Source organism: Caldalkalibacillus salinus, assembly GCF_016745835.1.
In the GTDB taxonomy this organism is placed as follows: Bacteria; Bacillota; Bacilli; order Caldalkalibacillales; family JCM-10596; genus Caldalkalibacillus_A; species Caldalkalibacillus_A salinus.
Genome location: NZ_JAERVL010000033.1, coordinates 41,358 through 67,428 on the forward strand (window position 1 = coordinate 41,358; position 26,071 = coordinate 67,428).

23 protein-coding genes are annotated in these 26,071 nt (G+C 44.5%); all 23 read left to right on the forward strand.

The features are described from left to right. Nucleotides 1–41 precede the first annotated feature (41 nt). The 23 genes from spoIIE to JKM87_RS16510 all read left to right on the forward strand — a co-directional run bounded on the left by spoIIE (nt 42) and on the right by JKM87_RS16510 (nt 25,710). A complete protein-coding gene (gene spoIIE / locus JKM87_RS16400; protein WP_202081461.1) occupies nt 42–2,510 on the forward strand; it encodes a stage II sporulation protein E in 2,469 nt (822 codons plus the stop codon). 101 nt (nt 2,511–2,611) lie between these two features. Next, nucleotides 2,612–3,343, forward strand: a complete 732-nt coding sequence (locus JKM87_RS16405) for a vWA domain-containing protein (RefSeq protein ID WP_202081462.1) — start codon at nt 2,612–2,614, stop codon at nt 3,341–3,343. Further along, nucleotides 3,327–4,283: a protein kinase domain-containing protein gene (locus tag JKM87_RS16410; protein WP_202081463.1), complete on the forward strand. Its 957-nt coding sequence runs from the start codon at nt 3,327–3,329 to the stop codon at nt 4,281–4,283. The genes JKM87_RS16405 and JKM87_RS16410 overlap by 17 nt, the downstream gene beginning before the upstream one ends. Before the next feature lie 64 nt (nt 4,284–4,347). Then, complete coding sequence (tilS, locus tag JKM87_RS16415) at nt 4,348–5,847, forward strand: tRNA lysidine(34) synthetase TilS (RefSeq protein WP_236838901.1); 1,500 nt, start codon at nt 4,348–4,350, stop codon at nt 5,845–5,847. Nucleotides 5,848–5,851: 4 nt separating this feature from the next. Next, on the forward strand, nt 5,852–6,382 hold the full coding sequence (gene hpt / locus JKM87_RS16420) for a hypoxanthine phosphoribosyltransferase (protein ID WP_419761871.1): 531 nt from the start codon (nt 5,852–5,854) through the stop codon (nt 6,380–6,382). Between the two features lie 71 nt (nt 6,383–6,453). Then, nucleotides 6,454–8,451: an ATP-dependent zinc metalloprotease FtsH gene (gene ftsH / locus JKM87_RS16425; protein ID WP_202081465.1), complete on the forward strand. Its 1,998-nt coding sequence runs from the start codon at nt 6,454–6,456 to the stop codon at nt 8,449–8,451. A gap of 89 nt (nt 8,452–8,540) precedes the next feature. Then, the gene (gene nadB, locus JKM87_RS16430; RefSeq protein ID WP_202081466.1) at nt 8,541–10,253 is read left to right on the forward strand and encodes an L-aspartate oxidase; all 1,713 of its coding nucleotides are present in this window, start codon (nt 8,541–8,543) and stop codon (nt 10,251–10,253) included. Beyond that, the gene (nadC, locus tag JKM87_RS16435; protein WP_202081467.1) at nt 10,222–11,094 is read left to right on the forward strand and encodes a carboxylating nicotinate-nucleotide diphosphorylase; all 873 of its coding nucleotides are present in this window, start codon (nt 10,222–10,224) and stop codon (nt 11,092–11,094) included. Before nadB ends, nadC begins: the two co-directional genes overlap by 32 nt. Then, nucleotides 11,091–11,861 (forward strand): type III pantothenate kinase, encoded by a 771-nt coding sequence (locus JKM87_RS16440; RefSeq protein WP_202081468.1) that lies wholly within the window; start codon nt 11,091–11,093, stop codon nt 11,859–11,861. The genes nadC and JKM87_RS16440 overlap by 4 nt, the downstream gene beginning before the upstream one ends. 30 nt (nt 11,862–11,891) lie before the next feature. Continuing rightward, complete coding sequence (gene hslO, locus JKM87_RS16445; RefSeq protein WP_202081469.1) at nt 11,892–12,818, forward strand: Hsp33 family molecular chaperone HslO; 927 nt, start codon at nt 11,892–11,894, stop codon at nt 12,816–12,818. Nucleotides 12,819–12,840: 22 nt separating this feature from the next. After that, nucleotides 12,841–13,746 carry a peptidyl-prolyl cis-trans isomerase gene (locus tag JKM87_RS16450; RefSeq protein ID WP_202081470.1) on the forward strand — a complete coding sequence of 302 codons (906 nt, stop codon included), beginning with the start codon at nt 12,841–12,843 and terminating at the stop codon, nt 13,744–13,746. A gap of 94 nt (nt 13,747–13,840) precedes the next feature. After that, a complete protein-coding gene (gene cysK / locus JKM87_RS16455; RefSeq protein ID WP_202081480.1) occupies nt 13,841–14,785 on the forward strand; it encodes a cysteine synthase A in 945 nt (314 codons plus the stop codon). A gap of 187 nt (nt 14,786–14,972) precedes the next feature. Beyond that, nucleotides 14,973–16,637 (forward strand): anthranilate synthase component I family protein, encoded by a 1,665-nt coding sequence (locus JKM87_RS16460; RefSeq protein WP_336885196.1) that lies wholly within the window; start codon nt 14,973–14,975, stop codon nt 16,635–16,637. Between the two features lie 35 nt (nt 16,638–16,672). Next, nucleotides 16,673–17,272: an aminodeoxychorismate/anthranilate synthase component II gene (pabA, locus tag JKM87_RS16465; protein ID WP_202081471.1), complete on the forward strand. Its 600-nt coding sequence runs from the start codon at nt 16,673–16,675 to the stop codon at nt 17,270–17,272. A gap of 1 nt (nt 17,273) precedes the next feature. Beyond that, nucleotides 17,274–18,104, forward strand: coding sequence for an aminodeoxychorismate lyase (gene pabC, locus JKM87_RS16470; RefSeq protein WP_202081472.1), 831 nt, complete (start codon nt 17,274–17,276; stop codon nt 18,102–18,104). Nucleotides 18,105–18,296: 192 nt separating this feature from the next. Then, nucleotides 18,297–19,073, forward strand: a complete 777-nt coding sequence (gene folP, locus JKM87_RS16475; protein WP_202081482.1) for a dihydropteroate synthase — start codon at nt 18,297–18,299, stop codon at nt 19,071–19,073. Next, nucleotides 19,066–19,428, forward strand: coding sequence for a dihydroneopterin aldolase (folB, locus tag JKM87_RS16480; protein ID WP_202081473.1), 363 nt, complete (start codon nt 19,066–19,068; stop codon nt 19,426–19,428). Before folP ends, folB begins: the two co-directional genes overlap by 8 nt. Then, complete coding sequence (gene folK, locus JKM87_RS16485; RefSeq protein WP_236838903.1) at nt 19,425–19,943, forward strand: 2-amino-4-hydroxy-6-hydroxymethyldihydropteridine diphosphokinase; 519 nt, start codon at nt 19,425–19,427, stop codon at nt 19,941–19,943. Before folB ends, folK begins: the two co-directional genes overlap by 4 nt. After that, nucleotides 19,925–20,152 carry a helix-turn-helix domain-containing protein gene (locus JKM87_RS16490; RefSeq protein ID WP_202081474.1) on the forward strand — a complete coding sequence of 76 codons (228 nt, stop codon included), beginning with the start codon at nt 19,925–19,927 and terminating at the stop codon, nt 20,150–20,152. The genes folK and JKM87_RS16490 overlap by 19 nt, the downstream gene beginning before the upstream one ends. Beyond that, the gene (dusB, locus tag JKM87_RS16495; protein WP_202081475.1) at nt 20,145–21,158 is read left to right on the forward strand and encodes a tRNA dihydrouridine synthase DusB; all 1,014 of its coding nucleotides are present in this window, start codon (nt 20,145–20,147) and stop codon (nt 21,156–21,158) included. The genes JKM87_RS16490 and dusB overlap by 8 nt, the downstream gene beginning before the upstream one ends. Before the next feature lie 234 nt (nt 21,159–21,392). After that, entirely contained in the window at nt 21,393–21,869 is a 477-nt protein-coding gene (gene greA / locus JKM87_RS16500) for a transcription elongation factor GreA (RefSeq protein WP_202081476.1), read from the forward strand. Nucleotides 21,870–22,113: 244 nt separating this feature from the next. Beyond that, nucleotides 22,114–23,604, forward strand: coding sequence for a lysine--tRNA ligase (gene lysS, locus JKM87_RS16505; RefSeq protein ID WP_202081477.1), 1,491 nt, complete (start codon nt 22,114–22,116; stop codon nt 23,602–23,604). Nucleotides 23,605–24,231: 627 nt separating this feature from the next. Next, nucleotides 24,232–25,710 carry an S-layer homology domain-containing protein gene (locus JKM87_RS16510; protein ID WP_202081478.1) on the forward strand — a complete coding sequence of 493 codons (1,479 nt, stop codon included), beginning with the start codon at nt 24,232–24,234 and terminating at the stop codon, nt 25,708–25,710. Nucleotides 25,711–26,071 lie beyond the last annotated feature (361 nt).

Genomic DNA, 26,071 nt, shown 5'->3' on the forward strand with positions numbered 1-26,071 from the left:
ATAATGGTACCACCAAAACGAAGAAACCAGGTGGTGTTCATATGTTTCGGAAAGTTGAAGAACGAGTCATCCATCCATTCTTTGAACGAACCTTCAAACATGAAGCTATAACCAGGTGGGTTCAGAATAGCATTGATACAATCGTTCATCGTTGGGGACTATTATTGGTTTTGTTAGGGTTTTTGCTTGGAAGAGCGGTGATTGTTGGGGAATTGGCTCCTTTTGTCATACCGTTTATGGCCGTTTTGTACCACGTCCGAAAAGACCGCATGATGTTGGTCGGTTTTGCCGCTCTCTCCGGCGCCATGAGTCATGAATTAGGAACACCGTACACATTATTGACCGGTATACTACTTTTCCTCCTTGTACAACGTCTATTAGAGGTATGGGGGAAGGGAGAACTGACCTATACCCCATTTGCCGTGTTTAGTGTCGTTTGGTTGTCTAATATCGGAGCGGCACTGTTAACAGAGTGGACAGGCTATAGGCTGTTTATGGGGACGATTGAAGCCGGTCTAGCACTGGTGCTCACGCTCATCTTTGTGCAAAGCATCCCACTCATGACAACGAATAAACGAACGCAACCGTTGAAGAATGAAGAGATCGTTTGTGTGGTCATACTACTAGCATCAGTCATGACGGGCACAGTAGGCTGGATGATGTTTGGACTATCACTTGAACACATTTTGTCACGGTACGCCGTGTTGGTTTTCGCCATGGCCGCAGGAGGTGCCATCGGTGCTACCGTTGGTGTTGTCACGGGTATTATTTTAAGTCTTGCTAATACTGAAGCGTTACTGCAAATGAGCTTACTCGCTTTTAGCGGTCTGTTAGGTGGTTTATTAAAAGACGGTAAAAAGATCGGTGTGGCCATCGGTTTACTCGTGGGAACATTATTAATTGGCCTCTATACTGGAGAAGGTGTGTTGCTCAGTACCGTACACGAATCTCTGTTTGCCATCGCGCTTTTCTTCCTGACACCCAAGTCCGTATTTCAAAGACTATCGACCTATATACCCGGCACGGTTGAATATAGTAACGTACAACAAGATTATGCAAGAAGAATCAGAGATATTACTGCTGTTAAGGTGAATCAATTCTCACAAGTCTTCGGTCAGCTTGCGCACAGCTTTACAGCTAACCCGCAGGTGGTAGAAGAGGATCAGGAACGAACAGTCGATCTATTTCTTAGTAAGATAACGGAGAAAACGTGTCAGTCGTGTTTTAAAAAGGAGCAATGCTGGGAGCGTAAATTTGACGAGACGTACGGTTATATGAAGGAAATGTATGAAAACATGTATAGCTTTGGAGAAGTGAAACAACCCCTCAAGGTTAACTTTAGCAAGCATTGTATCAAGTCCGATAAAGTGGCAAGCGCCATGGAAGATGAATTTGAACAGTTCCGCTCACAGCTTTTATACAAACAAAAAATGGCAGAGAGTCGTAGAATTGTAGCTGACCAATTGTCAGGGGTCTCTCAGGTCATGACAGATTTTGCCCGTGAGATTCAGAAAGAAGGGGAAAGTCACCAAGTGCAGGAACAACAGATTTTAGATGCCTTTGACGACCTTGGGCTATCCGTACGTTATGTTGATATCCTCTCCCTAGAAGAAGGCAATGTCTTAATTGAAATCAGTCAGCCTCAATGTGACGGACGGGATGAATGTGCCAAAATCGTTGCACCATTACTATCTGAAATTGTGGGAGAAACGATCACAGTGGCTAAAAAGGAATGTGCATTCTTTAATGATGGCTACTGTAAAATGACTTTGGAATCGGCCAAATCTTTTCGGGTAGAAACAGGGATCGCCAGTGCGGCCAAAGGAGGAGGTTATGTGTCCGGAGATAACCTGAATACCATGGAAGTGGGTAATGGTAAGTATGCGCTCGCGATATCGGACGGTATGGGCAATGGAGAAAGAGCGCACCAAGAAAGCTTAGAAACACTGTCCTTACTACAACAAATACTACAATCAGGTATTGAAGAAACGGTAGCCATCAAATCGATCAACTCCGTGCTGTCCTTACGTTCATCAGATGAAATATTCTCGACGTTAGATTTAGCGATGATTGACTTACAAAACGCTAAAACAAAATTTCTGAAAATAGGGTCTACTCCGAGCTTTGTAAAAAGAGGAGACCAGGTGTTAACCGTGTCCGCCCACAATCTACCAATGGGGATTTTGCAGGATATCGATGTGGATGTGGTCAGTGAGCAGCTAAAAGCTGAGGATCTCCTAATCATGGTGACGGATGGTATTTATGATGCCCCCAGAACGATAGAAAATAAAGAAGTGTGGATGAAGCGTTTGATATCTGAAATAGAAACGACAGACCCACAAGCTGTAGCAGATTTATTACTAGAAAAAGTGGTCAGGTTACACCACGGTCACATCATAGATGATATGACGGTCGTTGTGGCGAAAGTGGAGCGAAACCTACCAGAATGGTCTTCCATTTCACCGATCGGTATTCCAAGGCTTAAAACTAACCATAATCGTATATCTTAATAGCCGCGATGGTCATCCATGTATGGGGAAGGCCAAACTAGTATGAAATCCTCCTCACTGGTCAACACTGCTACTAGATTGTGAGACCAGGAGGGTGTTCAATGAATAAAGGAAAACTGAAGCAGATTTTACTGTTAACGGACGGATGCTCTAACGTTGGCAGTGATCCCGTGGCGGTGGCAAACATGGCAGCTGAGTACGGTATTACAGTTAATGTGATCGGCATTGTGGATGATGATAGTTTTGGTGAACAAGGGATACAAGAAATCAAAGAAATTGCATTAGCGGGTAAAGGTGTACACCAGATGGCACATAGCAAGCATTTACCACGGACTGTACAGATGGTGACGAGAAAAGCGATGACACAAACGATTCATCAAGTAGTGAATAAAGAACTACAGCACATCCTAGGACAAGAAGATGTCCAATCTTTACCGCCTCAGAAGAGAGGGCAGGTCGTCGAAGTTGTTGAAGACCTAGGTGAGACGATGGCCGTCGATGTGCTCGTACTCGTAGATGTGAGTGCCTCAATGGCGCACAAGCTACCAGCTGTTAAGCAGTCTTTACGAGATTTGAGCTTGTCGATGCAAGCGAGAGTTGGAGATCATCGTTTCTCACTGTGGACCTACCCGTGTACTGGCAAGCAACCGAATGCGTATAAGCATATGGACTGGTCAGATGATTTTCACAGCATCGAAAAGACATTGGCGCGTATATCACCACAGGGAACGACCCCTACTGGACCAGCTCTGGAGGAAGCGATTCGCTATTTCACGGGCAAAGACATAGGTGGAAGCGAGGAAGAAGGGGTTTTCCGTGACTACGTCTATTAAACAAGTAAAACCAACCCTGATCCGTGGCAAATGGACGGGACATGAGTACCATGTCCAACGAGAGCTGGGGGAGGGGGCCACTGGGACTGTATATTTAGTGACTCATCAAGGTAGACAGCTCGCCCTTAAAGTAGGAGATGATGCCTATGCCATGATGTCTGAAGTGAACGTACTTAAGCAGTTTCAGAAGGCTCGAGGAGGTATCCTTGGGCCTTCATTAGTGGATGTTGATGATTGGATAGATGACGGGCATGTTCGCCCCTTCTATACGATGAATGTCATAGCAGGTTCGGAGTTACAAACCTTTATTCGTCGTCGTGGCCGGATTTGGGTCCCAGTGTTAATGGTACAATTACTAGGTTTTTTGGAAGAATTGCACCAAAGCGGCTGGGTTTTTGGGGATCTCAAGCCTGATAATCTCAGAGTGACGAACGAGCCCCCGCGTATGGCCTGGTTCGACCCAGGGGGTATGACTAAAATGGGGCGATCTATAAAAGAGTATACAGAATGGTATGATCGGGGTTTCTGGGGCATGGGAAGTAGAAGAGCAGAACCCCGTTACGACTTGTTTAGTGTGGCCATGATATGCCTTCAATTATACGGCCTGACGCATATCCAACGGTCAGACCAAACGAAGGCTACATTGAAAAGCCAGATCATGTCACATTCCGCCTTGCACCCTTATCAATCAGTTGTTTGGCAAGCGATGAACGGGGACTTTCAGTCAGCGAAACAGATGAAACAAGCCTTAGTGCAAGCGTGGCAGAAAAAACCTACGGACAAGCGTCATCATAACACTATGAAGGATAACGCTTCCGCTACTGACCCCAAACATCAAAAACATAATGGATTCGTCAATAAGCTTTTATCTTTTTTATTGTTTTCCTCTTTCTTGATCTTCCTACTTGCTCTATACTTAGTTTCACAGGTATTTATCTAGATTAAAATTGTACTCAATCTCCCTGGGTCAATGGTTTGTGGATGGGAAAGGACGGACAGATAGTATGGAGCAAAACATGAGGCGCTATATACGAGACCATCAATTGATTCATGCTCAAGATCGTGTGTTGATAGGAGTCTCAGGCGGTCCTGACTCCATGGCTTTACTCCATGCACTTTGTCAGCTTCAGCGCCAGTTACATATTAAGGTTTTTGCTATACATGTTCATCATCATTTAAGAGAAGAAGAAGCAGACAACGATTCAACCTATGTACAACACAGGTGTCGTGAGTGGGGAGTTCCCTGTAAAGTCATATCTGTCAATGTTCATGCGTATGCTGAACAACACAAGGTCAGTAAACAAGTGGCGGCTAGAGAGTGCCGTTACCAAGCTTTTTATCGAGTGGCCGAGGAGTGGGAGTGTAATAAGATTGCAGTGGCCCATCACGCTGATGACCAGGTAGAGACAGTCACTATGCGTCTGATACGTGGGACTGGGCTCAGTGGATTGACTGGCATACCATTACGGCGGGAAGTGGAAGGTACTAATCTTACAATTGTGAGGCCGTTACTATCCGTTAAGCGTATGGAGATAGAGGACTATTGTCTGAAACATGATATATCGCCACGTCATGACTCCAGTAATGATTCGGACGCCTATACGCGCAACTATATCAGGCATCATGTGACTCCGGCGATGAAAGAGCTCAATCCAGACATCCATTCCACTATCTCTGAAATGGTTGACACGATCTTAGAGGAAGATCGTTATATGTCGGTTGAAGCAGAAAAGCACATCTCCGATATTTTAATATCGGTTGATGAACGGGAAGCCCGGATCTATCTTGTACCACTGCAACGTTTGCCTCTTGCTTTACAAAGGAGAGTGATTTTACTAATATTAAATTGTCTGTCTGAAAGATGGCGTTTCTCATCCCAAAATTGGGGAAAAGTACATATAGATCAAATCTTACACGTGACAAAGAAGACGGAAGGAAGTCAGCAACTTCATTTGCCAGGTCCATGGACCTTTGAACGAGAGTACGAGTGGTTGAAGGTCTCAAAGCATGCGGACCAATCTATTAGCGGCAAAAGGACAGGGCACACTTCAGACATGCTCGCCTCCTTAGTAGAAGAGGGGAGTGTCAGTTGGCATGTCGCTAACACGACCTATATGATCACAGTAAAATCGGTCCAACAGCAGAGCGATCGATCGGCCATTCACCAGACCAATCCCGTCTCAAAACGAGATGAAGGTGGTGTACAGTATAAAGTACAATTTGACAAACAACATATCGAAGGGCGATTAGCTGTCAGGACACGAAGGTCGGGAGACAAGATACAACCGTTAGGTATGAAGGGGCATAAGAAAGTAAAAGATATTTTTATTGATAGTAAAATTCCAGTCTCCCAAAGAGACAAGTGGCCCATCATTGTTGACCAAGCAGGTATCCTCTGGATTCCTGGACTTAAAGTTGCTGAACGCGGCCGTTGCAGGTCGCAATCAAAGGATGTCATTGAAGTCACAGTGGAAAAACTAAGGGAGGGTCAAAACTTTGATTAACGACATGCAAGACGTGCTTATTTCTGAAGAAGAATTACAGAACAAGATCAGGGAACTTGCTCAAGAGCTATCTGAGGAATACAATGGGAGATATCCATTAGCCGTATGTGTGCTAAAAGGGGCAGCACTATTTATGTCCGATTTAGTCAAGCGAATGGACATCCACCTCGAAATGGACTTTATGGATGTATCGAGCTATGGGAACTCCACACGCTCATCAGGTGAAGTGAAGATTGTCAAAGACCTTAATACTTCCGTTGAAGGTAGAGACGTTCTTATCGTGGAGGATATTATAGATAGTGGATTAACACTAAAATACCTTGTGGAGCTCTTACACTACCGCAAAGCAAGATCTGTCAAAATTGTGACATTGTTAGATAAACCGCATAACCGCACCGTCGACCTAAGCCCTGATCTCGCGGGTTTCGTTGTACCCGATGAATTCGTTGTAGGATACGGGCTCGACTATGCTGAGAAATATCGTAATTTACCTTACATCGGTATACTTAAACCTGAGGTATACCAAGGCGAATAAACTTGAGAGGCTGTTTTGGGATATGCTACAATATAAAATAGTTCTTTTTTACTCGCGAGAGGAGGTTGGGGATGAATCGGTTTTTTAGAAATACTGCATTCTATCTACTTATATTCCTAGTAACGGTCGGAATTGTAAACTTTATTGCACAATCAGGAGAAGAATCCCCTGAAATCGAATACACAGAATTTGTTGAAAGTTTACAAGAGGACCAAATTGAATCGTTAAATATCCAAGCTGCTAGGGGCGTTTGGTACATAGAAGGTGAATATGTCAATCCAGACGATTTAGATTCAGAGACAGACACATTTTTCACATATGCGCCTAACCCATCGGAAGATTTTCTACAGCTTGTTGAAGAATCCACGGCGGATATAACGTATATTGAAGCAAAAGGGGACCCCATCTGGCTCACTTTCTTCACCACGTTAATTCCGTTCTTATTAATCTTTATATTGTTTTTCTTCTTGATGAGCCAAGCGCAAGGTGGCGGCAATAAAGTTATGAATTTTGGCAAGAGTAAAGCCAAAATGTATAACGAAGAGAAGAAAAAGGTCACATTCAAAGATGTGGCTGGTGCAGACGAGGAAAAACAAGAACTCGTTGAAGTGGTTGACTTCTTGAAAGACCCGCGTAAATTTAATGCTGTCGGGGCACGCATACCAAAGGGTGTGCTACTCGTTGGACCTCCAGGTACAGGTAAGACTTTGCTCGGCCGTGCCGTAGCCGGGGAGGCGGGCGTACCGTTCTTCAGCATATCTGGTTCTGACTTCGTTGAAATGTTTGTTGGGGTAGGGGCGTCACGTGTACGTGACTTATTCGAAAACGCCAAGAAGAATGCCCCATGTATCATCTTTATCGATGAGATTGATGCCGTCGGTCGTCAACGTGGCGCAGGCCTTGGTGGCGGGCATGATGAGAGAGAGCAAACACTAAACCAACTCCTCGTTGAGATGGATGGATTCGGGGCCAATGAAGGGATTATCATCATGGCAGCCACGAACCGTCCTGATGTATTAGACCCTGCATTGCTACGTCCAGGACGTTTCGACCGTCAAATTACGGTTGACCGCCCAGATGTACGAGGGCGTGAAGAAGTCCTTGCCGTACACGCTAAAAACAAGCCACTTGCTGATGATGTTGATCTTGAAATCGTCGCGAGAAGAACACCTGGCTTCTCAGGTGCTGACTTAGAAAACCTTTTAAATGAAGCGGCACTCTTAGCAGCGAGAAGAGATAAAAAAGAGATCGGTATGAAAGATGTTGATGACGCCATCGACCGCGTACTAGCTGGTACTGAAAAGCGCAGTCGTCGTGTACCAGAAAAGGAACGTAAAATTGTGGCCTATCACGAATCGGGTCATACGGTAGCAGGTTACTTTTTACCTAATGCTGATCTCGTTCACAAGGTTACTATTGTTCCTCGAGGTCAAGCGGGTGGATACATGATTCCTATACCGAAAGAAGAGCGCTTCTTACTTACAGAGCCAGAGCTTAAGGATCGTATCGCAGGTCTACTAGCTGGTCGAGTGGCAGAAGAAATTATCTTCGGTGAAGTGAGTATTGGTGCGAGTGATGACTTCCGCAAAGCAACTGGTTTTGCTAGACGCATGGTTATGGAGTGGGGTATGAGTAAGCTAGGCCCACTACAATTCGGTGAACATCAAGGGCAGGTTTTCCTTGGCCGAGACATCGGACATGAGCGCAACTACAGTGAAGCCATTGCCCATGAAATTGACCAAGAAGTACGTAAAATTGTTCAAGAACAATATGCTCGTGCCAAAGAATTGCTGACGAAGTACAAAGATAAATTAGAACTGGTTGCACAGACATTACTTGATATCGAAACATTGTCTGCAGATCAGATCAAAGATCTTCTAGAAGAGGGCAAATTAACTCAAACGCCACAGAAGAGCACAAACAACGATCAAAGCAACGACGTAAAGGTACAAATTAACGCTAAAGAGGACGATAAGTACGTGCCAACTGAAAAAGATAACGATGACAAAGCCCCTGAGTCTAACGACGACGAGTCAAACACTGACGATAAGAAAAAAGGGGACGAATAAGGAAATTGTGATAAAATGGGAGGAGAGCGGTATACGCTCTCCTTTCGTTATGTTTAAGCTTGTGAATAACCTCACTAGGAGGGGAACACATGTATATTCCAAGGTATGCATTACCTAGACCAGATCGCCTTCATGATCATTCCATTATACATACGGATTGTCTCGTGATAGGCTCAGGCATAGCCGGCCTATATAGCGCCATTGCAGCGAGTGAACATATGAACGTCATGCTCATGACCAAAGACACATTGCGAGCCAGTAATACACAGTATGCACAGGGTGGTATTGCCGCTGTGCTAGCTGAGGACGATTCACCTTCACAGCACAAAGCGGATACCATCATGGCTGGTGCCGGTCTATGTGACGAAGACATCGTTGATCTACTAGTGAGAGAGAGTCCGCGCATGATCGATCAGTTGATGTCTTACGGCGTTTTATTCGACCAACAGCATGGACGATTAGCTTTAACCAAAGAAGGGGCTCATACGCATCGTCGTATATTACATTGTAATGGGGATGCCACAGGAGCCGAAATTGTGAGAGGATTAACTGAAACGATTCAGAATAATGAACGTATAACCATACATGAGCACACTTACGCCATAGATTTACTGACGCAAGGTCATCGTTGTTATGGTGTCATAGCCCAAGAAAAGACAGGGAGAGACATCGTTGTTTTAGCACAATCCGTCGTCTTGGCTACCGGGGGTATAGGACAATTGTACTCATATACGACTAACCCTTTTATCGCCACAGGTGATGGGATAGGCATGGCTTTGAGAGCGGGAGCGGAACTGCAAGATATGGAATTTATACAATTCCACCCCACCGTATTTAAAAATAAACAAGGACAAGGCTTTCTCATATCTGAGGCGTTGAGAGGAGAAGGGGCAGTACTGCGAAATATTCGCGGAGAACGTTTTATGCCTCAGTACCACGATTTGGCTGAATTAGCACCACGAGATGTGGTCTCTCGCGCTATTTTCAATGAAATGATGGCTACAGAACAACCTTCAGTTTATTTAGATATTACTCAACATACTGAGGCATGGCTATCTCAACGCTTCCCGACCATTAATGCCGTTTGTCGCGAGCATGGTATCAACATGGCCAAGAATTTAGTCCCTGTCGCTCCAGCTGCGCACTATGCGATGGGTGGGGTCAAAACAAACCGTCATGGAGAGACGAATATAGACGGCCTATATGCTTGTGGAGAAACGGCTTGTACGGGCCTTCATGGTGCTAACCGTTTAGCATCAAATTCCTTATCAGAGTCAGTTGTGATGGCCGATAGAATTGTAAAAAAAATAGTCGAAAAGAATGACACACAAGTCGGAAGTCCTCCTCATTTGGAGACGCTCTTATATGGCGCAGATAGTGCTAAAATATATGCTTCATCGGATAACAAATTCAGATCAGATAAAATACAAAACATCCGTCACACCCTCCAGACGTTAATGACGTCTCATGTGGGAGTGGAACGACAAGCGAGCGAATTGCAAGAAATGCGCACCCACATAGAAGCCTCCATGCACGACGTGTACCAACACCTCGATAGCAGGGTTGAAAGGCGTGAAGAATCAAGCCAGCAGATCATAGAGCTCACAAACCTCCTATCCTGTGCGCTTTTGTGTACAGTGAGTGCTCAGTCACGTGAAGAAAGCAGGGGCGGACACTATCGTCGTGACTTCCCTCATACAAGAGAAGAGTGGCGAACACACCTGATATACCAAAGAGATGAACACGGTTATTTAAAGGGGAGACGAAAAAATGTATCTTCAAAAATGGAAAAAACATATTAATCAATGGTTGGAAGAGGATTTACGTCATGGTGACTTAACAGCCCCGTTGTTTGAAGGGAAAGAAGAAAAGGCATGGATACGAGTCAAAAAGCCAGGCATCATAGCAGGTCTTCCTATAGCGCGTATGGTCTTCGGTGAATTGTCTCCTGAGATCAAATATATAGCGCATGCCCACGATGGGCAATATGTCCAACCAGGCGATGTGATAGCAGAGCTTGAAGGTCCTATAGCGGATATACTCGCCGGTGAACGATTGGCGCTCAATTTACTCCAGCGGCTTTCAGGCATTGCCACGATGACGCGTGACTACGTTGAACAGACTGAAGGGTCAGACTGTAGAATCATCGATACACGCAAAACCACACCAGGACTGAGGGAGCTGGAAAAATACGCGGTCACAATCGGTGGTGGACATAACCATCGCTTTGGCCTGTTTGACCTGGCCATGCTTAAGGATAACCATATTAAAGCTGCAGGGAGTATCACTGAAGCCGTGCGTCGACTGCGCCTTCACTTACCTCATTCGGCCAAAATTGAAGTAGAAGTGGAAACCTTAGATCAAGTCCACGAAGCCCTTGAGGCAGAGGTTGATATTGTCATGCTCGATAATATGACGGTGAAACAAATGAAAGAGGCTGTGCACATCATAAATGGGCAAGCCTTAGTGGAAGCCTCTGGGGGTATATCACTTGACGACGTTCGCCCGATTGCGGAAACTGGTGTAGATGTGATTTCTGTGGGAGCATTGACTCACTCTGTCCAAGCACTCGATATCAGTTTAGATGTCAAAGTGATGAAACAGAAACCACATCAGTTCCAGGGGAAGGAGTCTTCAACATGATCTTCGTTATAGATGTAGGAAACACCAATATCGTTCTTGGGGTGTATCAAGACGATGAGTTACTCTATCACTGGCGTTTAACCACAAGTAAGAAACAAACAGAAGATGAATACGGCACCATGATCAAAGGGTTATTAAGAGAAGAGGGCATATCACCGGAGGATATCACGGGTATTATTATTTCATCCGTCGTTCCTCCTTCGATGACCATGCTTGAACGCATGTGTGTTAAGTATTTTAAGCAAGAGCCTCTTATCGTTGGTCCCGGTATTAAAACCGGGTTATCTATTCATTATGACAATCCACGTGAAGTTGGGGCCGACCGTATTGTTAATGCGGTTGGGGCGTTAGAGACGTACGAACCGCCACTGATCATCGTAGATTCAGGAACAGCGACAACCTTTTGTTATATTGATGGGCAAGGTCATTATCACGGTGGCGCCATCGCACCGGGAATGCAAATTTCTATGGAGGCCCTTTACCATTACGCGTCCAAATTACCAAGAATTGAATATCGATTACCAAAGCAAGTCATTGGGAAAAATACAGAGACTGCCATGCAATCTGGGGCGGTCAACGGTTATATAGGGTTAGTAGACGGTTTGATCGCCAAAATGGTCAAAGAAGTTAAAACAGAACCAACGGTTTTGGCTACGGGGGGGCTAGCCCAAATTATTGCCGACGAATCAGAATATATTGAGCACTATGAACCATTCTTAACGTTAAAAGGCTTATATACCATATACAAGAAAAATAGACATGAATAACGGTCCGTTTTCATACAAGGAGGTCACAACATGAGTTCACAAGAACAAGAAAATCACATTCAGAGACAAGATCAAGACTACATGGTACGCGCTTTAGTCCTTGAGGGCAAAGTGCGTGTGTATGCGATACGTTCAACCCAGACGGTACAGGAAGCACAAGAAAGACATCAAACTTGGCCGACGGTAACCGCTGCTCTTGGGCGAACATTATCCGTAGGTGCGATGATGGGCGCCATGATGAAAGGGGAAGACAAGCTTACCATTCAAGTACGAGGTAACGGACCGATCGGGAAGATCATGGTTGACGCGAACAGCAAAGGACAAGTCAGAGGCTATGTCGATAACCCGCAAGTCCATCTACCTAAAAATGAACAAGGAAAGTTAGATGTAGGAGGAGCCGTGGGTCCCGAAGGTGCGATTTACGTCAATAAAGATTTAGGTATGCGTGAACCTTACCAAGGTCACTCAAAGCTCATTAGTGGGGAAATCGGTGAGGACTTCACCGTTTACTTTGCCCAGTCAGAACAAACGCCTTCCTCTGTCGGTGTGGGTGTCATCGTCAATCCAGACAATAGCGTGAAGGCCAGTGGCGGTTTTATTATTCAACTGATGCCAGGCGTTCCTGACGATTTTATCAATCAATTGGAAAACCAACTAAAAGCTATACCACCTGTGTCTCAGCTTGTAAATGAAGGTCTGACGCCAGAAGAAATGATTAAACGTGTCTTTGTATTGGATGAGGTAAAATGGTTAGATACGGTACCCGTTTCATATTCTTGCCACTGTTCATATGAACGTGTATCTCAAACGCTTATCAGCCTTGGCAAGGAGGAACTAGAAAACCTACTACAAGAAGAAGGAAAGGCAGAAGTCAATTGTCATTTCTGTAATTCAACATATAACTTTGAACGTGAGGACCTCGAACAATTAATCCAAGAAATTGAGAGACAAAAGTAACATGAAGAGGTAGGTGCCTTACATGAAGAAAATAAAGGTGCTATGGGGGATCATTTTTGTCCTGATTTTACTCCAGGTGGTCACCATAGGATATATCTTTAATGATGCGACTGTAGAACCAACACATGCTTCTAAAGATATCGTTGCAGACATCAACGGTGAGACCATCACGATGGATGAACTAACGGAGCGTTTACTGCATGATTATGGTCCAACCGTGCTGGCCGAAATGATTGATCGTAAACTTGTCTTTTCTGAAGCCGAACGTGTGGGGATGACCATATCTGATGAGGAGCTTGAAAGAGAAGTGACACATCTCAGGAGTGATTACAGCTCGGAAGAAGAGTTCTATGCAACGCTCCAAGAACAAGTAGGTATAGGCAGAGAAGAGCTTTATGAAGAAATCAAATACTATCTCCTTCTCGAGGAACTAGCCACGAACGATGTCGTTGTGACAGAGGAGGAGATGAGGGCGTATTACGAGGAAAATACGGATGCGTTTTATATCCCTACCCGCTTTCATTTACATCAGATCATTGTCCCTACTGAGCAAGAAGCAAAGACCGTCATTGAAGAAATTGAAGAAGGATCGAGCTTTGAGGCGGTTGCAGCTGAACGCTCGACCGACATGATTACCGCCTCTGATGGGGGGGATATGGGTATTGTTTCAGCGGATGCGTTTTATATCCCCTATGATATTGTCACAGTGGCAGAGGACATTGAACTAGAAACGCTGAGTAACCCTATTGCCGTTGATGACGGGTTTGCGATTATAAAAGTAAGTGAACGATATGAAGGGGGCCAACAGACCTTCGACGAGGTGAAAGGGGCGGTCAGAAGAGAGTTAGCCCTACAACAGATTGACGGCATTAACGTTTACCTGAAATCTTTGCGTGAATCAGCGGGTGTAAAAAAATTCTTAAAATAATGGGCGTGATGATTGACGTTCCATCCTTTTCATTGGTAAAATGTTAAAAAAGTATAAAACCAATAAATTTACTTGGTTTTTGGTAGGAGGTTCAATCATGAAAGTTGTTAACTCCATTACTGAATTAATCGGTCAAACCCCATTAGTAAAATTAAATCGTTTAGTTGGGGAGGAACATGCTGACGTTTATCTCAAACTAGAGTATTTTAACCCAGGTAGTAGCGTTAAAGATCGTATTGCTCTTTCTATGGTTGAAGAGGCTGAAAAGTCAGGGGATCTCAAACCTGGCATGACCATCGTCGAACCAACATCAGGGAACACAGGTATTGGTCTTGCTATGGTTGCCGCCGCGAAGGGCTACAAGACTAAGCTTGTCATGCCTGATACGATGAGTATAGAACGTCGCAGCCTGCTACGTGCTTACGGTGCAGAATTAGTACTTACGCCTGGCGCCAAAGGCATGAAAGGGGCTATTGCCAAAGCGAATGAACTTGTTGAAGGTCATGAGGATTATTACATGCCCCAACAGTTCCAAAACCCTGCTAACCCTAAAGTGCACCGTGAAACAACAGGGAAAGAGTTACTTGAGCAAGTGGGTGACCAACTAGACGCCTTTGTCTCCGGTATTGGGACTGGTGGGACCATCACAGGTGCAGGTGAAGTATTGAAGGATGCCTTCCCGAACCTACACCTCGTGGCTGTTGAACCTAAGGATTCCGCGATCTTATCTGGCGGAGAGCCCGGCCCACATAAAATTCAGGGCATCGGTGCAGGATTCGTGCCCGAGATACTAGATACGGACCTCTATGACGATGTTATTGCAGTTGCTAATGAAGAGGCGTTTGAAATGGCACGTCGCCTTGGTCGTGAAGAGGGTATCCTTGGAGGGATCTCTTCAGGCGCAGCCGTACACGCAGCTCTAGATGTAGCTAAAAAACTAGGCAAAGGGAAAAAAGTGGTCGCTGTTATCCCTAGTAATGGTGAACGTTACTTGAGCACGCCTTTATTTAAATTTGATGAAGAAGAAACTCAAGCTTAACATCCGCTTTAATAACAAGTTTGAAAGACTGTTTATCAGTATCAGACAATCATTTACAGTATAAATATAACATGCTTAAGAAGAGAGGCTGTTGACTTTGTCCAGCCTCTCTTTTCCATTTTCATAGCCAAACAGCTTGAACGGTAGCAAACGGAAGAGAAAAAAGGTAAAATAAGAGGGTAAATTAATGTACTGGAGTGTGTGGCTCGTAATGAATATTTCGGCACAAGACGTATTCACAAAACTAAAACCAACGCATCGATACATGCCCGTCATTCAAGCCTTTGACATGAGCCACGCTCATTGGATGGCACTTTACCGTACACTTACGCAGGGACGGCAATATCATGCGTTACTAGAGAGTGGTCGAACAGGCCGATATTCTATCATAGGCTATACACCCACTCATGTGTTAAAAGGAAAAGATGATAAACTTGATATACACACGCTTGACAAAGATGGTCAAGTGGTTCATAAACAGCAGCGAGAAGGAGATTTACTTCTTCAGCTCAAAAAATGGCTCGAAACCCGACAGGCGGTGCAATTAGAAGGACTCCCTGACTTCAAAGGGGGCTTACTCGGCTTTTTCAGCTACGATGTTGTCAGGCAAATAGAGTCCCTCCCTAACCAAAGTACAGATGATCTGGACATGCCGGACATGTACCTCATGGCTTTTGAACAATTAATGGTCTATGATCACCAAGCAGATCAACATTACGTTATACGTTATCAACCGGTCGTTAATCATACTGTAGCGGCTATCGAACAGTCCTTAAATCAAGGACACGAGTGGCTTTCGCAATGGATAAGCGAAATAAATCAAATACTTGAGACGATGGCCGAAAGCACAAGCGAGCCGAACAGTGAGAAACATGCCCAACACGCTACCGGGCAGCAGACATCAATACCGTTTCAGCGGGACATGCTGAACCTCGATGACATAAGGCAGAAGATAAAACCTTCTCTCGAAGAAGATGATTTTATTCAAGCGGTACAGAAGGTACAGTCTTACATTTCTACTGGTGACGTCTTTCAGGTTAACCTTTCAGTGAGGCAGTCTAGACCATTACAAACACAGCCCATAGACGTATACCAAGTGCTTCGGGAGATTAACCCTTCCCCGTACATGGGTTACTTGCATTTTCCTGAATGTCAGATTGTCAGTGGTTCACCAGAACAATTGATCAAGGTGAAAAACGGTGTGGTGAATACACGTCCCATTGCGGGGACACGCCCCAGGGGGCAGGATCGTCAGCATGATTTACACTTAGCCCAAGAACTGATCAATAACGAGAAAGAACGGGCTGAACATGTCATGCTTGTGGATCTGGAACGCAATGATATTGGCAAGATTTCTCGCTTTGGCACCGTAAATGTAGATGAATTTATGGTCATTGAAGCGTACTCTCATGTCATGCATATCGTCTCAAATGTGCAAGGCATGCTAGCCGAAGGGCATGACGCCGTAGATGTCATACGGGCGGTGTTTCCTGGAGGCACCATCACGGGGGCCCCGAAAGTAAGAACGATGGAAATCATAGAAGAATTAGAGCCTGTTAGAAGAGGCATCTACACTGGTTCGATTGGATGGATTGATTTTGATGGGGACATGGAGTTAAACATTGTCATTCGCACCATGCTCGCAAAGGAGGGGTATGCTCATGTCCAAGCAGGAGCAGGGATCGTTATTGATTCCGTGCCGGCCAATGAGTATCAGGAATCTCTCAAGAAAGCAGAAGTATTATGGAAGGCGTATGAACGAAGTATCCAGCACCAAGCTGAACGTGGGACAGAATCCCAACGGAAAACAGAAGGACAAAGCACGATAGAAGAGCAGAGCATCAGAATTTAAAAGAGCTAAGCGTGAAGTAGAGGAGGAGCAGAGCAATGATCGTGATGATTGATAACTATGATTCATTTACGTATAACTTAGTACAATATTTAGGGGAATTAGGGGAAGAGCTACAGGTTTACCGCAATGATAAAATCACCATTCAAGAATTAGAAAGTTTGGCCCCTGACTATATTATGATTTCCCCAGGACCTTGTACACCGGACGAAGCGGGGATGAGCCTAGACATTATACGTTACTTCGGAGGCAAAATCCCGATCTTCGGTGTGTGCTTAGGTCATCAAGCGATTGGCCAGGTCTTTGGTGGACATGTTATACAGGCGGAGCGTCTCATGCACGGTAAGACATCCGACATACAGCATGATCAGAGGACTGTCTTCAAAGACATTCCTGTCCCTTACCAAGCCACGCGCTACCATTCACTTATCATTGAAAAAGAAACCTTACCTGACTGTTTTGACATCAGTGCGTGGACGGCAGAAGGGGAAATTATGGGTATTCGTCATAAAACGTTACCGATTGAAGGGGTACAGTTCCACCCAGAGTCCATCATAACAGACTATGGAAAAAAACTGTTACAGAATTTCATAGACGTATACAGAAAACCACAGGCAGAATCAGTGGAGTTGTCATAGCATGTACCTTTATCTGAACAATGAACTCACAACAGAACAGGCAGCAAACATTTCCGTTTTAGACCACGGTTACCTGTATGGGGTCGGGCTCTTTGAAACGTTTCGCACGTATCAAGGGTGCCCCTTTTTATTAACGGAGCATTTGACTCGTCTTTCCCAAGCCTGTAAAGACATTGGTATTGAGTGGGAGGCTGATGAGCCAAAGCTAAGGCGGCAAATAAGCATCCTCTTAGAGCGAAACAATCTACAGGACGGCTACTTTCGCCTAAACGTGTCCGCCGGGCCGGCTCCGATCGGCCTGAGGACTGCTCCTTATACGGAAGAGACAGAGACCCTTCTTGTCAAAGCCCTTCCGCCCAAAGCGAAAGATAAAAGATGTCAGACCGTCTCCCTTCGTCGCAACACACCCGAAGGCTACCAACGGTTTAAATCACATCATTATTTGAACAATATACTAGCCAAACGCCAGGTCGCACCTGATGCAGAAGGCATCATGCTGACACACGATGGAAGTGTAGCTGAAGGAATTGTAAGTAATATTTTCTTTGTGAAAGACGGTGTCTTACACACCCCGCATGTACAAACGGGTATATTAAATGGCATTACCCGACAGTGGGTCCTACAAGCGGCACAAGACCTGGGTTTGAGGGTAGAAGAAGGGCACTATAGCCTCTCCTCTGCGCAAGCAAGCGAGGAAGTGTTTATCACTAACGCCATCCAGGAAATCTTACCTGTCTCGCAGTGGGATGAAGTGTCCTACTCATTAGACCGTCGAGTGACAACGTCTCTTCAGGAAGCATACCAGAGGCAGATAGAACAGAACATTAATTGATGTCTAACATAGAGAGATTGGTGCAACCGTTGAAAGTGATCAAGGTGAAGCTAGAAAGTATCATGAACAAACATGATTAGAACGCAAAATAAAGAGCATAATTAATAGAGTGAAAGTAGGTGGCAGCAATTGAGTAACCGTACGATTTATGCAGGAACTCACGCCTTAGATTTTGGACGAAAAACGTATGTCATGGGAATATTGAATGCAACGCCTGATTCTTTTTCAGACGGTGGCTCGTACAATCAAGTGGACCGTGCGATCGACCATGTGGCAGAGATGATAGAGCACGGTGCAGACATGATTGACATCGGTGGGGAGTCCACTCGCCCAGGGGCGGCATTTGTTCCTGCCGATGAGGAGCTATCTAGAGTTATTCCAGTGATAGAGGCGGTATCCTCTAGATTCTCTGTTCCTATTTCTATTGATACGTACAAAGCCGTTGTGGCCCAAGAAGCGTTAAACGCAGGCGCTCATATCATCAATGACGTGTGGGGAGCGAAACAAGACACGAATATGGCCAACGTGGCGGCCAAAAGTGGCGCGCCCATTATTCTTATGCACAATAGAACGAACCGGCAATACACTGATCTCATAGAAAATATCAAAGAGGATTTACTACAAAGCGCTTCCATAGCAAAAGAAGCAGGTGTGCAGGCGCACCAAATCATTCTAGACCCTGGCATTGGTTTTGCTAAAACGTGGGAAGACAACCTTGTTGTCATGAAACACTTAGACCGTCTCACTGACCTAGGGTACCCGATGCTTTTAGGGACCTCTAGAAAATCAATGATCGGACAAGTCCTAGATCTACCAACGGATGACAGAGTAGAAGGGACGATCGCGACAGCGTGTCTAGGTGTGCAACTCGGCTGTGACATCGTGCGAGTCCACGACGTCAAGGAAGTAGCCCGAGCTGTGAAAATGATGGATGCGATGTTAGGTAAAGAGGTTGGCGTCCATGGATAAAATCATGCTTAATGGCATGTCTTTTTACGGATATCATGGTGTCTTCCCAGAAGAGAACAAGTTAGGGCAACGATATAAAGTGGACCTTCAATTATATATTGATTTAAAACAGGCAGGTCAAACGGATGATCTGAGTCACTCTGTGAATTACGCTGAAGTTTACGAGGTGACCAAAAACATTGTAGAAGGGCCGCCATACCAACTGATCGAATCGGTGGCCGAAAAAATCGCTACAGAATGCCTCTCACAGTGGTTTAATGTTCAAGAAGTGGTCGTCACAGTTACCAAGCCTGATCCGCCTATAGCTGGACATTATGAAGCGGTGGCGGTTGAAATAGGGAGGAAAAGGCCATGATGGAAGGAGAAGGAACGCCTCTTTGGGAGACCTTTTACCTCTCGTTAGGCTCCAATATGGGTGATCGGGCTTCTTTTCTGAGTCAGGCCATGACGCAGCTCAACCAAATCGAACAACTGGAACTAACTAAAATGTCGGCAATCTATGAAACAGACCCTGTGGGTTATGAAAATCAAAGCCGTTTTCTAAACATGGTCGTTGCTGGACAGACCGCCCTTGAACCAGAAACACTACTGACGCATATTCAACGTATTGAGCGGTCACTCGGTCGGGAAAGGTTAGTACGGTGGGGGCCTAGAACCATTGATATTGACATCCTGTTGTATAATAGTATAAGTATGGATACACGACACCTTAAGATTCCACACCCTAGAATGAAGGAGCGCGCGTTTGTTGTCGTACCTTTAGCCGAAATTGCGCCAGATCTACAAGTACCAGGCACAACATACACGGCGGAAGCACTTTGCCATAAGGTGAAGGGAGAAGGTGTTCATATATGGAAGAGCAGGTCATAAGATGGGGGAAGCGCATCAGAGCGTTTCGCAAACTCAAAGGCTATACACAGGAAGATTTGGCCAAAGCTATTCATTTATCCGTATCTGTCATTGGGAGTGTTGAAAGAGGAACCAAAGTGCCATCTCCGCAACTTCTAGAAGAAATTGCGCGCGAGTTAGGCGTAACGATAAACGAATTAAAAGGAGAAGGGGTGAATGATAATGGCTAAAACATTAAAGATAGGCGATATAGAAATGAAGAACCAGGTCGTGCTAGCACCGATGGCGGGTGTGTGTAACCCTGCCTTTCGTTTAATTGCTAAAGAATTCGGAGCGGGTTTAGTCTGTGCCGAAATGATAAGTGATAAAGCGATTCTGCACGGTAATGAGAAAACGAAGAAAATGCTGTACGTGGACGAGAGAGAAAAACCATTATCCTTACAGATCTTTGGTGGCGATAAATCGTCGTTGGTCGAAGCGGCTAAAGTCGTTGACAATCAAACGAACGCTGATATTATCGATATCAATATGGGGTGCCCTGTACCGAAAATCACCAAGTGTGACGCAGGTGCAAAATGGTTACTAGATCCGAACAAAATTCATGAAATGGTTTCAGCAGTGGTGGAAGCTGTTCAGAAGCCAGTAACAGTAAAAATGAGAACGGGCTGGGATGAAGAGCACGTATATGCGATTGAGAACGCGAAAGCAATTGAAAGCGCAGGCGCAAAAGCGGTCTCTCTACACGGTAGAACGCGTGTTCAAATGTACGAAGGAACAGCGGATTGGAACATCATACGTGAGGTAAAACAAAGCGTGAATATCCCTGTTATCGGAAATGGGGACGTGGATTCTCCAGAGAAGGCGAAACGTATGCTGGACGAAACGGGTGTTGACGGTGTGATGATTGGCCGTGCCGCTTTAGGTAATCCGTGGATGCTTTACCGTACAGTACGCTATCTAGAGGATGGTTCGCTTGTGCCTAACCCAACCCCTCAAGAGAAAATCGATATCTGTATCTTGCATTTAGATCGTTTAACCGCCCTTAAGGGTGAAAAGGTCGCGGTCATGGAAATGAGAAAACATGCCGCTTGGTATCTCAAAGGGTTACGAGGTGCAGCGCCTATTCGTGAAAAGATCAACCATACCACAACGAGAGATGCACTTGTGGACCTGCTGACATCCTTCGTTGGGCAGCTTGAGGAGAAAAAGCCCAAAAAGCCAGTATTGACAACCTAAGGATAATCACCTATAATACGACACAATCATTTCGAAACTCTAAGGTTTACGGTGCAACGGCACTAGAATTAACCCAAAATTGAATATAAATAATTGAATATATCTAGCTTAAATTCTGGCATGTGAACATCACAAAGGATAACAGGAGCCCAAGCAACAAGATTACAGTCATAGACTTCACAAGCTCCACATAGAATGCTAGGGAAATTTAATAAGGTATGGGGGAGTTTTTACATGGCCGAAAAAGAAGTCATTCTAACACCAGAAGGACTAGCAAAACTAGAGGAAGAGCTGGAGCATTTAAAGTCTGTCAAGCGTAAAGAAGTTGCAGAAAGAATCAAAGCAGCTATAAGCTACGGAGATATAAGCGAAAACTCAGAGTACGACGATGCTAAAAACGAACAAGCCTTCATTGAAGGAAGAGTCATCACCCTAGAAAAGATGTTACGTAATGCCAGAATTATACAAGATGAGGAAGTAGACACAGATGTGGTCAGTATCGGGTCTACGGTCATCCTAAAAGACTTAGAGTTTAATGATGAAGTAAAATACACGATCGTAGGGTCAGCGGAATCAAACCCGACGGAAAACCGTATTTCCAATGAATCCCCTGTTGGCCAAGCGCTTCTAGGTAAAAGCAAAGGGGCTATTGTCGATGTCAATGTCCCTGCAGGTGTCATTCAATATGAAATCTTAGACATTGGAAAATAAACGCGAGTGTTAACGGAAACAACGGATGTTTGATCAACCCAAAATCGCAGATTCTCTATAACCTACAAGAGGTTGGACCTTGGAACGGATGTGAATAAAGACGGGTTATGATAAAAATGACGTCCGTCCGATAACGAGAAAATATCAGTTTACACTTGAAAAACATGATTAAATTAAAAATAATAGAGATAGACTATAGGGGAATCACGCGGTGGTCCCCTTTTTTTCAATAGGAGGAGTTTAAATGAGTGAAGAATTAAACGACCAGCTCATTGTTCGACGGGAGAAAATGAGTGAAATCAAAAACAAAGGGATCGATCCTTTTGGCCATAAGTTCGAACGCACACATGACGCTGCTCAGATTTTAGAGCAGTATGATCACTTAGCTAAAGAAGATCTAGACCCACAAGACATTCCCGTCACGATAGCGGGTCGACTCATGTCCAAGCGTGGGCAAGGAAAAGCTGGATTCGCCCATGTACAAGACCTACATGCACGTATTCAGATCTACGTTCGGTTAGATCAAGTGGGTGAAGAAGCGTACGATTTATTCACACACCTTGACCTTGGAGATATTGTCGGTGTACGAGGCGTATTATTCAAGACAAAACGTGGAGAGACAAGCATTAAAGTAAAAGAACTGACGCTCTTATCTAAAGCGCTCAGACCTTTACCGGATAAATACCATGGCCTAAAAGATGTGGAGCAACGTTACCGTAAACGTTACGTTGACCTCATTATTAACCCTGAAGTAAGGGAGACCTTCATCACAAGGAGCAAGATCATCCAGTCTATGAGGAAATATTTGGACAATCAAGGATTCCTGGAGGTAGAAACACCAACATTACATACGATTGCTGGTGGTGCTTCAGCCCGACCTTTTATTACCCATCATAACGCATTGGATATGGCCTTATATATGCGTATCGCTATTGAGTTACATCTTAAACGTTTGATCGTCGGGGGCATGGAGAAAGTATATGAAATTGGTCGTGTCTACCGTAATGAAGGTATATCCACTCGTCATAACCCGGAATTTACGATGCTCGAATTATACGAAGCGTATGGTGACTATGAAGACATCATGTCTCTTACAGAAAACCTCATTGAGCACATCGCCAAAGACGTACATGGAACGACAAAGGTCACATACGGTGAGTACGAGGTGGATCTTGCTGCACCTTGGAGACGTGTGTCCATGGTTGACGCGATAAAAGAAGAGGTGGGCGTGGATTTCAAACAAAACCTCAGTGATGATGAGGCCAAAGCCTTGGCTGAAGAACATGGCGTGAAGATAGAACCGCATATGAAATTCGGACATATCGTCAATGAATTCTTCGAACAAAAGGTAGAACACACATTGATTCAGCCTACATTTATCTATGGTCATCCCGTCGATATTTCTCCTCTTGCTAAAAAGAACGAGGAAGACCCTAGATTCACCGATCGCTTTGAGCTGTTCATTGTAGCACGCGAGCACGCAAACGCCTTTACAGAGCTTAACGATCCGATTGATCAGCGGGAACGTTTTGAAGCTCAGTTAGTTGAAAAAGAAGCGGGGAATGACGAAGCGCATGAGATGGATCATGACTTTATAGAAGCCCTAGAGTACGGCATGCCACCAACGGGAGGACTAGGGATAGGCATTGACCGTATCGTTATGCTACTTACGAACTCACCTTCTATTCGTGATGTGTTACTCTTTCCAACAATGAGACATGTTGATCAGGAGTAGTTGTGCTCAGATGCTCAGGCACTCAGATGCTCAGGCGCTCGGATGCTCAGGCACTCGGATGCTCAGGCACTCGGATGCTCAGGCGCTCAGATGCTTAGGAACTCAGGTTCCCAGACGCCTAGAAGCCTAAGGTACTAAATGATCGTTCATACTCTTGCACATACGAACAAATTGCACTACAAAATGAAATAAAGCTTTTTTCACGCTTTCGTTCTTAATTGACGAAGGCGTTTTTTTATTATAGGTCACTGTTTTTTGTCAGTGGATATAACAACACAGAATAAAATAAAGATGGAAAAAATAAGATTGAGGTAGAGCCACAGTTTAAAAATATTAAGACAATCAGAACAGGACTGTAGAGCCAAATAACACCCATAAAATGTAAAAGTTAAACAAATGACAATATTTGTTGTATAAATAACTTTATTCGTACGTGATTATATAGTAAAATATGACTGTGGTTTATGGACAACCTACATAACCACAAACAACTCACGGAGGAGGGAATGTGACATTACCACAACTGAATATTTGCTGCTCTATTTCAGACCCTGTCCTAGACTGTGCCAGCTGTGAGTAATTCTTCACATTCTCTTCTCCATGTAAATTGTGAAAGGGGAGAGGAAAGTGAGACGTAGTTGTATTTTAGTATTGATCTTTGCACTGGCATTATCTATGCCAATGTCCGCTCTTGCTATTAACGATGCGCAAGGCCACTGGGCAGAAGACACCATTAACGCTATGACTGAAAGTGGACACATTAACGGTTACGAGGACGGCACATTCAGACCAAACAATTCTATTACCAGAGCCGAGTTTACGATGGTGGTGACGAGTGTTCTTGGACTAGACAGTGTAGAAGGTAGTACATCTTTTAGTGATGTATCTTCCCAGCACTGGGCTAGCGGAGCAATCAACGCGTCCGTAAATGAGGACATTATTAACGGGTATGAAAATGGCACGTTTAGACCAAGTAACAACATAACTCGTGCCGAGATTGCCACGATGGCTGTCCGGGCCCTCATACAAGAGGAAACATTTGAAGTTCCACAAGCGGAACTCGAATTTACGGACGCGAACAACATTCCTGATTGGGCACAACCCTACATTGCCTATGCTGTAAGTGAAGGACTTATTCAGGGCTATCCTGATGGTTCGTTCAAACCTTCAGGAGGAGCGACTAGAGCCGAAGCAGTTGTTATACTTAGCAGAGTAGAAGAAAGTATCGATAATTCTGGTGGCGGAGGTGGGGTTGTCACACCACCATCTGATGATGAAGACGATGACGATTCTTCACCACCTGCTGGTGGCGGAGGTGGAACGCCTGGTGGACCAGGTGGGGATAACGGCTCTGAATATTCCGAATACCCCAAAAGTTTTGGACAAGTTCTCGATCAAGAAGTCGTCACCCATGATGTTTATGGTCATCTCGAATTTGAGGTGGCTACCGCACTTGGTACAGAAAGTGTACACTTACTTGTCAAACCACAAGAAGGCTTTGAAGGAATCGAATTAAAAATTAAGAATAGTGATGAAACGACAGTCAAAGAAGCTGTATATGATGAAACTAATAAATTGGATGAAGAAGGTTGGTTTGTACTTGAGGTTAGTGACGAGAAAGTATCACCAACAATCACAGTAACCGCTTCAGTTTACGGTTATCCTAACCCATCACAGGAAGTTGGCTCTGAAGAAGACGACGAAAAAGAGCTCGTTTATAACAAATACGAAGAGGCAGTTGACCTTACCGATGGTCAGATTTTTAACAGTTTAGATATTGACGTCGAAACAGAGTATACCGTTACTGAGGAAACTTACACCCCAGAAGTCACACTTAAACAAGCTTACCTATTAGTTAATGAGAAAGCGGGTCTATTTAATTACAAATTGGCTTCAGAAGACTTCACACTACAAACGGATGATGACGAAGTGATCAAAATCAGTGAGGATAAGCCATGGTCCTTCAAGCCTGCTGGTGCAGGAGAAGCAACCCTCAAAATAACCTATGGAAATCTTGAAGAATCAATAGAAATTACCGTTAACGAAGGGGTAGACACAGACAATCCAGATGATGAGAGTGGAGAAGAGAATGTTGACGACGAATAAGACCTGTAAATAATATAAGCTTAAAATAGACGTACCTAAAGCCCGCCTTTAAGCGGGCTTTAATCATGTCCTGAGGAGGTGCTGGAATGCAATAGAAGTCCCTTTACTGAACATTTAATGATCATAAATATCATTTTACGACATAAAATTATAATTTAGGGGTTGCACGAAAGTTCACACCGTGTTATATTATTATTTGTCGCCGCAAGAGAGCGACATAACAAAACACAACAAAAATAAGATAAAAAGTTGTTGACACACATTAACCTGCGTGTTAAGATGGTTTTTGTCGCCACGAAAAGCGCGGTTGTTTCAACAATAAGAAACACGAATTAAGTTTAATCAGCTAATAGCGCAACGT

Coding starts and splice junctions, on each gene's coding strand:
- JKM87_RS16490 (WP_202081474.1), top strand. CDS start 19,925: ATGGAAGAGCAGGTCATAAGATGGGGGAAGCGCATCAGAGCGTTTCGC.
- folK (WP_236838903.1), top strand. CDS start 19,425: ATGATGGAAGGAGAAGGAACGCCTCTTTGGGAGACCTTTTACCTCTCG.
- pabA (WP_202081471.1), top strand. CDS start 16,673: ATGATCGTGATGATTGATAACTATGATTCATTTACGTATAACTTAGTA.
- pabC (WP_202081472.1), top strand. CDS start 17,274: ATGTACCTTTATCTGAACAATGAACTCACAACAGAACAGGCAGCAAAC.
- hslO (WP_202081469.1), top strand. CDS start 11,892: ATGAGTTCACAAGAACAAGAAAATCACATTCAGAGACAAGATCAAGAC.
- tilS (WP_236838901.1), top strand. CDS start 4,348: ATGGAGCAAAACATGAGGCGCTATATACGAGACCATCAATTGATTCAT.
- JKM87_RS16460 (WP_336885196.1), top strand. CDS start 14,973: ATGTACTGGAGTGTGTGGCTCGTAATGAATATTTCGGCACAAGACGTA.
- nadC (WP_202081467.1), top strand. CDS start 10,222: ATGTATCTTCAAAAATGGAAAAAACATATTAATCAATGGTTGGAAGAG.
- lysS (WP_202081477.1), top strand. CDS start 22,114: ATGAGTGAAGAATTAAACGACCAGCTCATTGTTCGACGGGAGAAAATG.
- nadB (WP_202081466.1), top strand. CDS start 8,541: ATGTATATTCCAAGGTATGCATTACCTAGACCAGATCGCCTTCATGAT.
- folB (WP_202081473.1), top strand. CDS start 19,066: ATGGATAAAATCATGCTTAATGGCATGTCTTTTTACGGATATCATGGT.
- JKM87_RS16405 (WP_202081462.1), top strand. CDS start 2,612: ATGAATAAAGGAAAACTGAAGCAGATTTTACTGTTAACGGACGGATGC.
- JKM87_RS16440 (WP_202081468.1), top strand. CDS start 11,091: ATGATCTTCGTTATAGATGTAGGAAACACCAATATCGTTCTTGGGGTG.
- dusB (WP_202081475.1), top strand. CDS start 20,145: ATGGCTAAAACATTAAAGATAGGCGATATAGAAATGAAGAACCAGGTC.
- JKM87_RS16450 (WP_202081470.1), top strand. CDS start 12,841: ATGAAGAAAATAAAGGTGCTATGGGGGATCATTTTTGTCCTGATTTTA.
- hpt (WP_419761871.1), top strand. CDS start 5,852: ATGCAAGACGTGCTTATTTCTGAAGAAGAATTACAGAACAAGATCAGG.
- folP (WP_202081482.1), top strand. CDS start 18,297: ATGGGAATATTGAATGCAACGCCTGATTCTTTTTCAGACGGTGGCTCG.
- spoIIE (WP_202081461.1), top strand. CDS start 42: ATGTTTCGGAAAGTTGAAGAACGAGTCATCCATCCATTCTTTGAACGA.
- ftsH (WP_202081465.1), top strand. CDS start 6,454: ATGAATCGGTTTTTTAGAAATACTGCATTCTATCTACTTATATTCCTA.
- greA (WP_202081476.1), top strand. CDS start 21,393: ATGGCCGAAAAAGAAGTCATTCTAACACCAGAAGGACTAGCAAAACTA.